Source organism: Cytobacillus sp. IB215665 (assembly GCF_033963835.1).
Lineage (GTDB): Bacteria > Bacillota > Bacilli > Bacillales > SM2101 > Nanhaiella.
Window position 1 is genome coordinate 88651 of sequence record NZ_JAXBME010000009.1, and the last position, 13518, is coordinate 102168.

The 13518-nt window shown below is 34.2% G+C and carries 10 protein-coding genes and 1 pseudogene; 3 read left to right on the forward strand and 8 right to left on the reverse strand.

Translation table 11 applies throughout. The annotated features are described in order from the left end of the window. Window positions 1–154 precede the first annotated feature (154 nt). A complete protein-coding gene (locus SLH52_RS12670) occupies window positions 155–1561 on the forward strand; it encodes a PLP-dependent aminotransferase family protein (RefSeq protein WP_320209644.1) in 1407 nt (468 codons plus the stop codon). A gap of 190 nt (window positions 1562–1751) precedes the next feature. Here the strand turns inward: SLH52_RS12670 and SLH52_RS12675 are convergent, their stop codons facing one another. The 6 genes from SLH52_RS12675 to SLH52_RS12700 form a co-directional block, all read right to left on the reverse strand. After that, window positions 1752–2951, reverse strand: coding sequence for a hypothetical protein (locus tag SLH52_RS12675; RefSeq protein ID WP_320209645.1), 1200 nt, complete (start codon window positions 2949–2951; stop codon window positions 1752–1754). Window positions 2952–2967: 16 nt separating this feature from the next. Next, window positions 2968–3801: a hypothetical protein gene (locus SLH52_RS12680; protein ID WP_320209646.1), complete on the reverse strand. Its 834-nt coding sequence runs from the start codon at window positions 3799–3801 to the stop codon at window positions 2968–2970. Beyond that, window positions 3798–4487: an ABC transporter ATP-binding protein gene (locus tag SLH52_RS12685; protein WP_320209647.1), complete on the reverse strand. Its 690-nt coding sequence runs from the start codon at window positions 4485–4487 to the stop codon at window positions 3798–3800. The genes SLH52_RS12680 and SLH52_RS12685 overlap by 4 nt, the downstream gene beginning before the upstream one ends. A gap of 639 nt (window positions 4488–5126) precedes the next feature. Continuing rightward, window positions 5127–6116, reverse strand: coding sequence for an NAD(P)-dependent alcohol dehydrogenase (locus SLH52_RS12690; protein ID WP_320209648.1), 990 nt, complete (start codon window positions 6114–6116; stop codon window positions 5127–5129). A gap of 232 nt (window positions 6117–6348) precedes the next feature. After that, on the reverse strand, window positions 6349–7044 hold the full coding sequence (locus SLH52_RS12695) for a DUF4386 domain-containing protein (protein ID WP_320209649.1): 696 nt from the start codon (window positions 7042–7044) through the stop codon (window positions 6349–6351). A 337-nt stretch (window positions 7045–7381) separates the two neighbouring features. Continuing rightward, window positions 7382–10018 carry a LuxR C-terminal-related transcriptional regulator gene (locus SLH52_RS12700; protein ID WP_320209650.1) on the reverse strand — a complete coding sequence of 879 codons (2637 nt, stop codon included), beginning with the start codon at window positions 10016–10018 and terminating at the stop codon, window positions 7382–7384. 634 nt (window positions 10019–10652) lie between these two features. Between SLH52_RS12700 and SLH52_RS12705 the strand changes: the two genes are divergently transcribed. Both SLH52_RS12705 and SLH52_RS12710 read left to right on the forward strand, forming a co-directional pair. Next, window positions 10653–10907, forward strand: coding sequence for a hypothetical protein (locus SLH52_RS12705; RefSeq protein WP_320209651.1), 255 nt, complete (start codon window positions 10653–10655; stop codon window positions 10905–10907). Between the two features lie 656 nt (window positions 10908–11563). Then, window positions 11564–12061, forward strand: a complete 498-nt coding sequence (locus SLH52_RS12710; protein ID WP_320209652.1) for a DUF4064 domain-containing protein — start codon at window positions 11564–11566, stop codon at window positions 12059–12061. Window positions 12062–12450: 389 nt separating this feature from the next. Here the strand turns inward: SLH52_RS12710 and SLH52_RS12715 are convergent, their stop codons facing one another. After that, complete coding sequence (locus SLH52_RS12715; protein WP_320209653.1) at window positions 12451–12732, reverse strand: hypothetical protein; 282 nt, start codon at window positions 12730–12732, stop codon at window positions 12451–12453. Between the two features lie 45 nt (window positions 12733–12777). Further along, a pseudogene (locus SLH52_RS12720) lies at window positions 12778–13518 on the reverse strand (RNA-guided endonuclease TnpB family protein); the annotation flags it as partial.

The window sequence follows — 13518 nt, forward strand, 5'->3', positions numbered from 1 at the left end:
TATAAAAATTCATCTTGATCATTTACATTTGTTTTCAAATTAAGTTCAACTAGATCCTAGCACTTGTTATTCATATTTAACCATAGATTGATATAATTAAAAGTATCAGTTTACATAAAATGAATGGTACCAGAAATAAATGGAGGAATTCACATTGATTGAATTAACACCCGTATTAAACACTAAGAGTGAAAAACCTATTTATATTCAATTGACTAATTATATTAAAAAAGAAATCATAGCAGGAAGTATTCAACCAAAAGAAAAACTCCCGTCTAAACGAAAGTTATCACAACATCTAGGTATTAGCCTTAACACCATTCAGGCCTCATATGATCAGTTATGTGCTGAAGGCTATGTAAGAAGCATACAAAGAAAAGGATACTTTGTAACGGATTTAGATAACAGCATCTTTTTATCTCATAATCATCCTCACCCACAACAAATCAATAATAGAAAAGTAGAGAGTACAAACATTAAAGTTGATTTCAATGTCGGAAGAGTAGATTTAGAAAAGTTCCCATATACATTATGGAGAAAATTAACTATCCAGTCATTATATGAAGACCAAGGAGAACTTTTTAATTTTGGGCACCCGCAAGGAGAATTATCACTTCGAGAGGTTATCGTAAAACATCTTTTTGCATCCAGAGGCGTTAGATGTTCCGCAGACCAAGTAGTTATTGGAGCTGGCACACAGCAATTAATAAGTCAATTATGCACAATAATAGGAATAAACCATGTATTTGCATTCGAAAATCCTGGATTTAATGGAACAATGGCAGTTATAAAAAATCAAATAAATAAGACAGCTGCAATTCCTGTTGATGAAGACGGAATTAATATGAATGCGCTAAGACAAAGCGGAGCGAGTGTTATTTACGTTACTCCATCCCATCAGTTTCCGCTTGGAATGGTTATGCCTATCTCACGCAGGATTGATTTATTAAAATGGGCTCATGAAAACAAGGGCTATATCATTGAAGACGACTATGATGGTGAATTTCGATATAAAGGAAAACCAATTCCATCATTACAAGGACTCGATAAGTATGACAATGTAATATATTTTGGAAGTTTTTCTAAATCGTTAATTCCATCTATTCGTATAAGCTATATGATATTACCTCCACATCTAATAGAACGGTATGAAGAGTATTTTTCTATTTATAAACAAGCAGCTTCACGGTTACATCAAGATACATTATTTCGATTTATGAAAGAAGGGTATTGGGACAGTCATTTAAATAAAATGAGAACAATATACCGGAAGAAACAACATACGTTAATAACATCAATTACTAATGATTTTGGGAATCAAGTAAATATCATTGGTGAAAAATCAGGGCTACATATTATTCTAGAAGTTAGTAACGAAATGGTAGAGGAAGAGCTAGTTACTTCAGCTCTAGAGGTTGGTGTAAAAGTATATCCTTTATCAACATATTACGACGAATCTACAAAGCATGAAGAGTCTAAAGTTATACTAGGTTATGGAGGCTTATCTGAAGCTGAGATAATAGAAGGAATTAGATTGTTAAAAACCGCGTGGGGACTATAAATACATAAGTACATTCCCCTCTTTATCTTCTACTGGTTTTTTTGGTTAGTTCCCCAACTAAGAAATTACTGTTATGCCAATTAATCCTTACTAAGGAAACTATTTTACACTTTTTAGGTTAATACCTCTATCATCAATGTAATAAAGACAAGCAGCCCCAAATAATCCATTATTGGGCTGCTTTAAATCATTAACTTAAACTTTGAATACCCAATTGATCATACTTTTCACTTGTAAGTTTCCCTTCATATAATAACTCTCCTGAGGATAAATCACTAACATAAAGGGCATAACCATTAGTTGTTGAGTGGAGTATATTTATTTTTCCATTTATTAACTGATATTTTATATCATAACCAGTTTGTTCATTAAGAAAATCGAAAGTTATTTTATCTCCCCATTCTTCCTTTTCTATATCATACATAATGACTCCAAATTCATCTTCTTGTTGAGATGTAAAGAATAGCGTTGAACCAACAATTGTAGATGAATTAGAAGATATTAACATTTCATCTGGTATAGTCAATGATTTGGATTGATTTGTCTCTATGTTGTATATAACAAGTTCATTAGGATCTGAACCTGAACCATCGTCATATTGTACCGTCTCACCATTTTCACTATAAATCGTAGCATCTGCTTTCATTAAAAGATATTTTTGAGGTTCAACAGATTTTAAATCATTCATCATCGTTATGGTTGCATAGAAATTGGTTATCGTACTTGGTATAATCGGTGTAGAAAGTAGTAATTCACTATTCATGAACTCTTGCTCATCTATATCAAACGTGTAAACCGTTAAATCCTCTCCTCCATCTTTCCGCTGACCACTTGCAAAGACCTTAGCGATCCCATTAAGTACTTGGATCTCTCTTACGTCTAGGAAATCATAACTTTCTTTATTTGGTAACTTCAACTGGATTGAGCTAACTTCTTCAGATTTTTTATTAAGAATATCAATATTAAATGAAATATTGGATCGAGATTGATAATCCCAAATATCACCGACATAAACTAGCACGTTATCATCTTCATAATAGTGATTTAAGTTAATTGAATTTTTACCACGCATAAAATTGTTGTACTGTTCTCTCCATTCCAAAATAATGGGGTGTATCCAACTCTCTGACAATTGTTCAAGTAGAGACGGTGTGTTATTTCGATTAATTGTATTCTTATTTGTAATTTGCAAGTTGTGATGCTCACGCGTTTCTATTGTATAACCCGCTGCTAATATTTCTATATTTTTTACTGTATCCTCATTTCCACTTACTTTTTTCCATACAAGTAGTTTATTTTCTGTTGCAGCTATACTAGATTGCATGTAAAAAGTTCCTATTATTATTACAGTAACAATACAAAGCAAAATTGTTTTTCCAAATCGTTTCATTAGTTTTGGCCTCCTATCAAACCATAATTTTTTTCTTTAAAAGGAAATGTCCGATCAAAATACTTCCAACTAAGATAATTCCTCCAATTCCTAGTTCCACAAAAAATAGTTCCTTGAGATACAAATAATCATTTAAAACAAGTTTATTTATTAATAAAGGAGCCAACAAAATGAAAAGACATAAACCACTATAGATAATGCCATAGAACACACCTTTTAAATGATAAGATCGTTCAAACAAAATAACGGCAAAAGCAATAAATACAAATGTCATGCCACTTCCGTAATAAAGTAGAAATTCAGTGAAAGTTGTTGGAATTAAGTTTTTTAGTAATGTGTCTTGAGTTGTAATTTCAATAAAAGTTAAATCGGTACGAAACTCATGAGGGACTATCCATTGGAAAACTTGACCTTCAATGAGTAACAATAATAACTGGAATGCTACGAGACCTAATATTAATAGTAGAATCGTTGTCGCCTTTGCTAAATAAAGATTAATACGTGCAGTTGGTAACGCTAATAAACGATAACTAAATGTATTTTTACCGAACCAATCACGGTACCATATAAAAAACACACATAGTATTAACGTAACGATAGCAAATAATATCGGTGCCTTAAAAAATAGCGTTTCTGAAATATTTAGAAAGGACATCGTTCCATTCTCTTGCAAAAACACATCCATTGGAATGAAATTTCCATATATTTGTTCATTAGCTCGATTTACATACCTTCTTGATTGAAAAATGACCCCGACCATTTGTGAAAAGAATGTTAGCCCCATTAATACTACATATAATTTTATAAAACGATTAAACTCAAAATCAATTAACTTCATATAACGTTTCATACTAAATACACCTCTCTCATCACATCGATGATTGATTTCCCGTGGCTCTTTCTCACTTCTTCTGTATCGAACTCTTTTAAAACTTCTCCATTTTCTAGTAAAACAACTTTATCTATTAAATGATCAATATCGTTTATTTCATGTGTGGTGATGATGACGCCACGATCTTTTATTAATTCACTAGTAAACACATTTGCAATTTCTTCACGACTAAACACATCAATACCTGAAAAAGGCTCATCCATTAGAATATACTCAACATCCATCGCTAATCCTAGTAGAAGATTCATTTTTGCTGTATTTCCTTTCGATAAATCTGAGATTCTGTCAGCTTCATTTAATTTAAAGAATTGAAGCAGCTCTGTGGCACGTTGTTGATTCCAGCAATCGTAAAAATCAGCCATGAAAGTAAAGGCTTCATGTATTTTCATATGTGGTAACATCGTTATTGAATCTGGAATAAAGGTGATTTTCTCATAGCTCCCTTTATGGAGCCTTTCACCATCAATGAGGATTTCACCACTATCTATAGGCATTAATCCCATAATCGATTTCATAATGGTAGTTTTACCTACACCATTAATACCAATTAAACAAGTAACCTCCCCTTTTTTAGCAGTAAAAGAAACATCTTTTAATACACGCTTTCTACCATATTTTTTTATGACATTTTTCACTTCAATCATAAGGATACCTCCAATTCATTTTCTCTTATAACAGACCCATGTTATATTTAGGACCTAGATGTCTCTATTGTAGGAAGGTTGATACATTCTTTTTAAATTTCTATATTGCAAAAATATCAACCGACCATTTATTTGATACTAATATTACTAAGTGATTCTTAAGAACCCCGATACATAATAGTGAAGAATTTCTTAAGTCTTTACTAATAATTAGTTATTAGCATTCATTACTTGGCATTTTAAGGGCTGTGAAACGAGGTGAAATAGTAGAAGGGCAAAACAACACGATATCGCTATACAAAAATAAAGAAAACGAGTAGCTTGATCAACAATAGCTATGTAAAATACATGCTCCAAGTCATATCATAAAAATGACGCCTCCTTTTGGAAAGAGGCGCCATTTTAATAAAGTATCCTAATTTTTCACTTCATAAATTAACTAACAAATTATTTTATCAATATATACTTGTCATTGTCTTTTTCACTTAAAGTAGCATGTTCATATTTATTCCTGATAATTTTTCAACTGGCTTTAAAAACAGTGCGGTAAGTCAAATTTGAATTAGCTGCTATAAAGGGTCAGTTCTAGCTTAAGTTATTAGGGTAGTATGGTTATTAAACATCCTTATACCAAAAATATTATACAGTTATGACTACATTCCCCTTTTTGTGACCTTGGTCTACGTATTTATGTGCTTCAACGATCTCTTCTAATGGATAATTTCTGTCTATGACTGCCTTAACATGTCCCGCTTCAATTAACTCGTTAAGTTTAATAAGATACTGTGGATGTATCTTTAAAAATCCATCATCTACAGACACGTATTTTCCACTATTACTAAGTGCTGTTTCACATTGACTTTTTAGTTTCGAGCTTTTGTTTTTTCCAACAGCATCAAGGATAAAATCGTAAAGTTCTAATTGATTTAATGAATCCTCTTTAGTGTAATCTATTACTTTGTCTGCACCTAGAGATTTCACTAATTCTCTATTCGTTGAGCTACATACCGCAGTGACTTCAGCACCTAATTGTTTTGCTAGTTGCACCGCAGTCGTCCCTATTGCTCCTGAAGCGCCATAAATAAGCACTTTCTTCCCATCTTGGATATCACCATCTTGCATAAAGTGCATTGCGAGAGCACCACCATACACTATCGCTGCCGCTTCTTTATGACTTATATTTTTCGGTTTTAGCACCAATTCCCCTTGCTCAATTTCTTTCGCACATACACATTTGTACTCAGCATATGTTCCACGGCTATTTCCTGTAAATCCATACACTTGGTCACCTTTGTTGAATATCTCAACATCATTACCTACTGATTCTACGACCCCTGAGAATACGAGTCCGATTATAGGATTTCTTGGTTTCGAAAACCCAAGGAATATTCTCATCATCAGTTCCATGATTTGCTTTTTAGGAAAGCTAGGGTTGCCAGGCATGTTAAAACCTCTGATTACACAATCACTTGCAGTTACTGCAGTTGCGTGTATTTTTACGAGTACTTCATTGTTTTTTGGAATGGGTTTTTCCACTTCTTTAAGCTGAAGGACTTCAGGTGGACCGTATTTAATGCATGTAATCGCTTTAATTAATATCTCCTCCTTACTATTATCATAACTACTCATCAACCTACTTTTTCCGTTCAGATCATGCTTTTCGTAATAGGCTGTTGTTGTACTAAAAAAATTAACACGTTCGGTTCTTTTCTCTAAAGACTAAAAAAACATATAGTACATCTCAGTTGCTCGAGTTTTAATGAAAGAGCAACGAAAAAAGAATCTTATTTAAGGCAATTAGCTCAAAATAATCTCACGTCAAGTTTATTACCTATCGTTCGTTTGAAATAATAATTGACATTTATTTGCCGTGCTTAGCAGTCAGCAACTCATTAAGTGCCGCTTGATTGAATCCTTTAATAATCAACCAAAGTGCCATTATCATCTCTTGCACACCCAACGGAGCATACAACATTTCTAAGTTAAGGTTTAGTCCAAATAACTTTAATAAGTCGACAGCCAGATAGATAACCGCTCCGATCAAACCCCAGACAGATAACCAACGAGGGAGAAGTTTGGTGAGATAGAAGAGGGTGTACAGCAGCATTGCCCCGATGATAAAAACAATAGTCGTAACGGGGCTCATGATGTCATTTGCCTGAAGCAGGACATTACCAATTACCTGTAAAGATGCCTCCTCTGCTCCAGCCGCTGTGAATTCCTTGCTGAACACGCTTAACAAGAGCCAACTGACTACCGCTAGGATATATACACTTCCCTCTAGTGGTCCTCGGAAAACGACCATTCCCAGTGCCAGGGCTTCGTTCTTTTTTTTGAAGAGTGGGTATAAGAAAACAGGCATCGCCGCTAAAGAAAGCCCCATAATGAGAATAAAAAATGCGCCTAGGTTAAGCTGATGAGGATTGGCAGCAATTTTGCTTAAAAAATCCTCCCCAGCAAGTAGATCCCCGGTAACTAACTTACTTAAAATTCCTGATGCTGTTCCGATAATGTAGAGGACACCTACGATCACTGCAGTCATTCTGTATGCTTTCATTAATTTGTTCTCCTTTCACCTTTTGTTAAATTAGCTATTATTACCTACTTATTTAACGACTCGAGAGAATACAATATCGACCACTGGTTGTCTAGGTTATGAAAAACCTACAAATAACCTCTGCATTAGTTCTATTAGTTCCTTTTTGGGAACTAAGGTTGGCAGTTTTCAATATTTCCATAATTTCCTCAATAATCATCTTATCTTCCTTATGGCAGATTCTTTGAAGCCTGTATCTTATTTTACTTCTATTTGTTTTAAATCCATAGACACTTTAGTGTTGTTTTTCAATATGTAGGAGTAAGCGACATACGAACTGGGCTGAGCCTGAATAATTCTACAGCAACCCCATCTCACGTGCTTTGGCAACAGCCTCAGTGCGCCTTCTAACCTGAAGCTTTTCAAAAATCCTTCGATTATGTCCTTTAACAGTGTCTAATGCAATAAATAGTTTTTTACTAATTTCTTTGTTTGAAAACCCCTGTCCTATTAGCTGTAAAACCTCAAGCTCACGTTCACTCAAAGCATCAAATAGGAGCTGAGGTTGAGTCATATTTTGTTGTGCTACATAATCAAGTTTGAATGCTTGTATTAAAAGGTCTATATACTCTGGCATAATCCCATTAGCATATGCTTTGGTCAATAATCGTTCCATATGCTCCCCTTCATCAAGAAAAGTTCGAACAAAACGACCAGAGCTTGCTTCTAATAGATGGTCTGTTAACAATTGCAATGCTTCGTTTGTTTCACCATCTAAATAAGAAACTATTGCCTGTAAAACCTTTACCTTCAACATTTTCTCTCTCATGCCATTTTGCTTTACCTCTTGGTAGTAAGTGTTTAACTCATGCTGAGCTTTAGCGATGTCTCCTTGAGAAAGATATACTCTTGCCTGACTATGTGGGTGTTTGTATGTTTCAGCTAATTCACGTGCAGCATGAACCTTTCCCTGATTTAACAATAAAAGTACCTCTGTCTCACAGACTTCTGACATTCGATCTTCTAAGTCATACTGAATAGCAAACTGTTTTATTTCATTTAAGATATTAGTTGCGACCTCAAGGTCTTTCTTCGCAAGCAATGTTTGGACATAGAGAAGGTTACACGTAATAATTTGATTATAATTTTCTATATATTTCGCTAGTTGTTTACTTTTCTCTATATATTCAATAGCTGTATCTAAATCGTTCCATTCGTAATAAATACGAGCTAAACCAATATATACATGATACGAATATGATGACGGCGTATCATCTTTCATTTTTAGAGCTTGCTCGTATGTTTTAAATGCTTGCATGAGCAGGTTCTCTTTTACTTGTAAGTTCCCTAGGGCGATTGTGGATAATATTGCAATTATTTTATTACCTGACGCATTACTAGTAGCAATAGCTTCTGAATATGCTTGTTTCGCTTTTGTGTTGTCTCCTTGTAGTTCGTAGGCTACACCTAGCTTCCAAGTAGTTGCAGTTCGAACCGCTAAGTTACTTGGGCTTAGGTTCTCTAGTGCAATAAGAGACTCGGAAATTATTACGTCTACATTATTTTGTGCTGTAGCCAGCAGCGCACGTATGGCAGCAATATGCCCTATAAGGTTCCGAGTTTTCATATTTTTCTCAAGTCCATGCAAGGCCCTTTCAGCAGCGAGTAATTTTGGTTCAACCTCGTTATATTGAGCAGACATAGAGAGTACTGAAGCATATATAACCCATAATGTAGGATGAGCATCTAATGTGTCTGTTGTTAATGTTTCAAGCCATTTCATTACAGGGACAACAGCTCCACGAAAGTGAAGAGGGATCCCATTCCCCAACAATAAACGTTCAGCTCGTTCTACATCACCAGCAGCTGTAGCATGTTGAAATGCCTCAATCTCGTAGTTATTTTTTTCATACCAAATACTTGCGCGTATATGTAATTGCCCAATATCTATACCACTGCTCACTAAGGTATCATCACTGCTATGCAACAATTTTTGTTTTAACAATTCTGCAAAAAGGTGGTGATACCGATACCAGCGACGCTCATTATCCAAAGGAATAATAAACAGATTCGATTTTTCTATAAACTCAAGTGATTGCTGCCCTTTAAGAAATGTATCTTGCATTATTGCATCACATAATGAGCCACATAAACGATCTAAAATTGATGTTTGCAATAAAAAATTCTGGATATATACTGACTGTTGTTTAAGAACTTCTTCTACTAAATAGTCAACTATGAAAGAGTGATTTCCTGTAAATGTTTTTATAAAGCTTGATGGGTCATCATGTCCGCCCATTGAAATCCCAGCCAGTTGAAGGCCAGTAATCCATCCCTCCGTTTTAGTTACTAGGTTATCGATATTGTTATTTGACAGCTTCAAATTCATCACTTGATTAAGGAAGCTAGCAGCTTCAGGGCTAGTAAAGCGTAAGTCTGAGTTGCGTATTTCCGTCAGCTGATCTCTTGCTCGTAAACGTGCCAAAGGAAGTTTAGGGTCTTCACGAGTTGTAATTACCAAATGCATCTGTGAAGGCATATTTTCTAAAAAGAATGTCATGACATCGTTTATAGGTTGTGTATGGATCGTATGATAGTCATCAAGTACGAGAATAAAGTTATATGGTATTGAAGTGATTTCATTAAGAAGAGAAGTTAAGATACCTTCCAATTTGGGTGGCTGGGGAGATCCGAGTAAACTCAACAGTTCATCACCTAGATCTTCCTCTATTGTCTGTATTGCTGCAATAATATAAGAGAGAAAAGAGTGAGGGTTATTATCTCCCTCTTCTAGCGACAGCCATCCTACAGCACAATTACAGTTGGCAAGCCATTCGCTCACTAATGTCGTTTTCCCAAAACCTGCATGAGCTGATATGAGAGTCAAACGCCGGTACATCCCATCGTTTAGCTGCTTAATTAAACGGCTTCGTACAACTAACTCGCGCCTCATTATTGGGATATTGAGTTTCGTAGATAAGATGGAATTAGTCATTATTATCTCCCTTCTATTATCACACTTGTTTAGATTTTATCTTTCCAAGCCGTTGAATATCGTAGTTAAAATCTTATAAGAAACTCAAACTTAAATATCTGTTAATCATATAGAGACTCTACTATATATGATCAGGGGTAACACCCTAGAAATCGGCTTTACAAAGTAAATTCTAATCTATATTCATGTTAACTTTGGCGATTATTTCTATATTGGCAGCTCAGTTTATTGATATGGTTATTTCGTATTAATTGTTGTTTTCCTTACAAAATAAACATATACACAACTAAAGTTTGTGGCATCTGTTATTTTCTAATCCGATGACAAACGTTTAAAACTGCATGTTTCGGTTCAAATTTGGTAACAATAGCATAATCGATTGATCGTGCTCCTGACTCCCCACTAATTTATAGCTAAAAAAAACTTATCGACTCAATAATCATTATGGATTAATATTAGTTGTCACATAAACCGTGTAAAAATTATAGGTTTAGAAATCTTAAGAAATTCTTCATATATATATTAATAATTATCTAGTATTATTAGTAGCTAGAGTTATTAATGAAAGCTCAAGGTAATATCTCATGTATGCTAATAGAGCAATTTTTTATAAGAATAAGGAGTAGAAAAAATAATGTTGGTACAAAGTTTATTCTTTATTGGAGTACCCTTTTTCATTGTTATTTTCGCTTGGTGGATAACTAAAGAATTACCTCATAAAAATCGTTCCATGCCTGGGAAGATACTAATTGGTATTGGAATCATATTATTTATTGTTGCAGAAATTCAAAGTTGGAGTTGGCCATTATCTCTTGCTATACTTCTCCCTATTTCAATACTTATTTTAGGTGGAATAGTAATACTAGTCATTGTTTTGTTAAAAAGCTAAAATATTTCATCATACTTTCAACAACCATTATGACCTCATATGTAAATAGTAAAAATTCACTCAGCACAGATTCAACTCTGACCGTAGCATTTTTTCTTCATTAACAATGGTAGTATGACAAAGCACCTATCTAACTATGCCAATTTCATTACATTTGCATACAGTTTACGATAAGGACCATAATCCCGTATCCATCACTTAATTACCGCTATTTTATATTAGAGCATATTTCCAACAAAAATTTTCAAGTAGCATTCTCTAGTCTAGTTCCACTTGTATAGGAATTAACAGAAGAATGTTATATAAATCCTATATTTGAATACATATTAAGGAACAATCATGTAATACCATATTTACGGTTCAGGTCAAATATTCATATTGGAGAACAATATACTGTGCTAAACGCTATCTTTTAAACCTTTTTTTACCGACTTTAAGCGAAATTCAAATTCTACATTACTATTATTTCATATATCGTATTATGCTGGATCATCATATTCAGACAAGCTCCAATATAAGGTCAATATAGTATTCTCCGCTATAATAATAATCTTAATATTCCAACAATTAATTTTATCATATTTTACAAACTATGATAAATTAACATAATCATGGTAATATATTCACATAACCACCGTAGAAAGGGAGGTGTTACTTTGAAGAGAACAGGAGAAATTATTATTTCAGGGATAGCATCCATCTTAAGTGCATTAATAGCTATTATTGGAGCCGGAATGATATATTATTTAAAGAACGAAGAATTTCTAAGTGAATTGGAGGATGAGCTAGCTTTAGATTATCCTGATGTGGCAGTAACCAATATAACTGATTTTATTGAAAGCATGGCTAGTACAGCATGGCTCGTTATGGTAGCGGGTTTTATTAGTCTGATGTTAGGTCTAATTGCCGCCTTTAGCCTGAGAGGAAATAAGAAGCCACTACTAGCTGGAACGTCGTTAATTATTGCCGCGGTACCAATTACCTTCATTACATTAGTAGCATCTTTATTGAATGAAATCCTAGGTTATTTAACAGCTCTGCTATTCTTAATTGCAGGAATGATGAGCTTAGTAAGAAAACGTAAGCAAACATATGTATTAGAAGGAACCATAAGATTAGAAGGCGAGAATAATACCTCTCCCTTCAAACAATGAGTATTAAGGAAGAATTAAAACCACTCGAGAAAAAAGAAGATCATCTAGCGTACTATTGTACGAAATCATTTTGATAGTTTGTAATAGTTATATTTTACAGCTCTGATAGAGGAATCTAACGGTGACTAAGGACTGAATTCAGTACTTAATCACCTCAATATAGCTTAGTTTAGAATTGTTTTCATAAAAAATAAGACAGCATGTAATCCCATAAAAAAGTAATATATAACATAAGTTCCACCTTGAACTTCTTCCGACTCTAGTTTAATGACTAAATTTAAAACTCACTCACCCTGACCTTATTAGAATGGTGTTATTCCCCTTTGATCGTAAGTTCTTCATTAATTATTTCTTCACCATTAGAGTTTTTAATTACTAAATTCATAGGTTCATCGTTCCCCAAATAACCTTGTAGGATGGACAGTCCACAAAAGTAACTTATGTGAATTACTAGGTGTAAAAGTTACTTCATCTATTAATTGTACATAGTTCATACTTACATTACCTTCTCCAACCAAGACTCCATTGCCATGATTGTCTACTATTGCAACCGTGTATTTTCCTTTTTCTAAGTTATAAACATCTACAACTAATTGTACGGAATTAGCATCTTTTATTAAGACTATATATCCATTGTTATTGTGAACCTCTCCAACTAATTTGTTGTACAATTTGATGGAGCATCCCTTGTCTTAAATAGAGTACAAAACAAGCTATTAAGCCACCTTCGGTGACTCTAATGCCAAGTTAAGACTAATTAATGAAGACAAGTTTTGTTCTGTTCTTTTTGCCAATTCAGGAACTTTTGCCTGAAGGGACAACCATTTCTTTTCAGAAATGGATTTTTGGACTCCTCGAATAAAATATCGAGCTCCGATATTGTAAGAAGCTGATAAATCCGCATGATAAACTTTGCCCGTCGAGAACGTGGCAAGGTCTTTTTTAGGATTTCTCTCTACTTCTCCTGAACCATCAAAAGCTAAGGCACTTGTATTCCAAGCGTTAATTCTAGAAATACGCATTCCGAGGTAATGAGCAGCTTGAGTGACTTTGTTTTGAATCCCTTTTTTTCTCCAATAATGGAGCTTGAAACGAAGTTTCTTTGCACCGTAGTATCCCTTAGGGGTTTTCATTTTATCCAGGTACTCAAAGACTATTACATCGCAATTATTCTCGCGAGCGAACTTCACGATCTCGTAAGAAGTATTATTTACAATGTGTTTTTGAATCCCATTGATTCTACGCCAAAAGTTCTGAGCAGATATCCAACCGGAAATCGCTTGTGCTTTGCGTAATTTGTTCGTCATTGTATACAATCGGTCTTTTTCTTTTGACTGGTTAATAAACTTTCGAGCCAAGACAGTTCCGGTTGAATCCATAACTGAACAAACCGCAGAGTTTGTGATTCCAAGATCTATGGCACAAATCTTTTGGTCTTTTAATTTTGTTTTAGTTAA

What these genes read in the sequence shown, in the direction of transcription:
- SLH52_RS12675 (WP_320209645.1), bottom strand. Translation starts at nt 2,951, where the DNA reads ATGAAACGATTTGGAAAAACAATTTTGCTTTGTATTGTTACTGTAATA.
- SLH52_RS12680 (WP_320209646.1), bottom strand. Translation starts at nt 3,801, where the DNA reads ATGAAACGTTATATGAAGTTAATTGATTTTGAGTTTAATCGTTTTATA.
- SLH52_RS12685 (WP_320209647.1), bottom strand. Translation starts at nt 4,487, where the DNA reads ATGATTGAAGTGAAAAATGTCATAAAAAAATATGGTAGAAAGCGTGTA.
- SLH52_RS12690 (WP_320209648.1), bottom strand. Translation starts at nt 6,116, where the DNA reads ATGAGTAGTTATGATAATAGTAAGGAGGAGATATTAATTAAAGCGATT.
- SLH52_RS12695 (WP_320209649.1), bottom strand. Translation starts at nt 7,044, where the DNA reads ATGAAAGCATACAGAATGACTGCAGTGATCGTAGGTGTCCTCTACATT.
- SLH52_RS12700 (WP_320209650.1), bottom strand. Translation starts at nt 10,018, where the DNA reads ATGACTAATTCCATCTTATCTACGAAACTCAATATCCCAATAATGAGG.
- SLH52_RS12705 (WP_320209651.1), top strand. Translation starts at nt 10,653, where the DNA reads ATGTTGGTACAAAGTTTATTCTTTATTGGAGTACCCTTTTTCATTGTT.